The sequence below is a fragment of the Lutibaculum baratangense AMV1 genome (assembly GCF_000496075.1).
In the GTDB taxonomy this organism is placed as follows: domain Bacteria; phylum Pseudomonadota; class Alphaproteobacteria; order Rhizobiales; family Tepidamorphaceae; genus Lutibaculum; species Lutibaculum baratangense.
The window spans coordinates 1-1,167 of sequence record NZ_AWXZ01000041.1; the positions used below are offsets into that span (position 1 = coordinate 1).

Here is a 1,167-nt window from a genome sequence, read left to right on the forward strand (position 1 = left end):
TGACGTCCGTCAAGCTGGTGTAATTTGAAGGTGACCACGTCGGCGGTCTTCATGCGGCAGCAGGCTGAAGCTTGAGGATCGGGTCGACGGCGACAGTGTCGATCTGGCTCATGGCCTCGAGCTGCATGTATCGGTGCTGGGTCTGCCATTCGTCATTCTGCTCGAAGAGCACGGCGCCGATCAGGCGAGTGATGGCCTCTTCGTTCGGGAAGATGCCGACCACGTCGGCCCTGCGCTTCACCTCCTTGTTCAGACGCTCCAGAGGGTTCGTGCTGTGCAACTTGGTGCGGTGCTGGGGCGGGAAGGTCATGTAGGCGAGCACGTCCGGCTCGGATTCGTTCATGAGGTCGGCGAGCTTGGGCCAGCGATTGCGGAGCTGGTCGGCGACATGACGCCAGGTCTCGCCGGCATGATCTCGGTCGGCCTGGTTGAAGGCCTGTCGGATCGCCGCCGCCACGACGGTGTGCCGGCCCTTCGGCACGTAGGCGAGCGCGTTCCTCATCCAATGAACTCGACATCTCTGCCAGGTGGCGTCGAACACCCGCGCAATGGCGGCTTTGAGGCCGGTGTGGGCGTCCGAGATGACGAGCTTCACGCCCGCGAGGCCCCGGCTCTTCAGGGAGCGCAGGAAGTCGGTCCAGAAGGTCTCGGCCTCCGAGGGTCCGATCGCCAGGCCGATGATCTCGCGGCGGCCGTCGGTGTTGACCGCGACGGCGATTATCGCGGCGACCGACACGATGCGCCCGCCCTGGCGCACCTTGAGGTAGGTGGCGTCGAGCCAGACATAGGGCCATTCGCCGGCGAGCGGGCGATCGAGGAACTCGCCGACCCGTTCGTCGATCTCCTTGCATAGCTTGGAGACGGTGCTCTTGGAGATCCCCGACAGGCCCATCGCCTGGACGAGGTCGTCGACGCGCCGGGTCGAGACGCCACCGATCCACGCCTCCTGGATGACGGCGACGAGCGCCTTCTCCGATGTCTGGCGCGGCTCGAGGAAACCGGGAAAGTAGGAGCCCTGCCGAAGCTTGGGCACGCGAAGGTTCAGCGACCCCAGCCGCGTCTTCAGTTCGCGGTCCCGATAGCCGTTCCGATAGGTCAACCGGCCCTCCGACCGCTCATGACGAGCCGCGCCGATCAGGCCTTCGACGTCGTGTTCCATCAGGTGTT

Annotated in this window: 1 protein-coding gene; it reads right to left on the minus strand. The window is 65.2% G+C overall.

Annotated features, from left to right (window positions below):
- Positions 1–49: 49 nt before the first annotated feature.
- Positions 50–1,167 (minus strand): IS256 family transposase (locus tag N177_RS19600; RefSeq protein ID WP_040486288.1); only part of this gene is annotated, 1,118 nt, incomplete at its 5' end.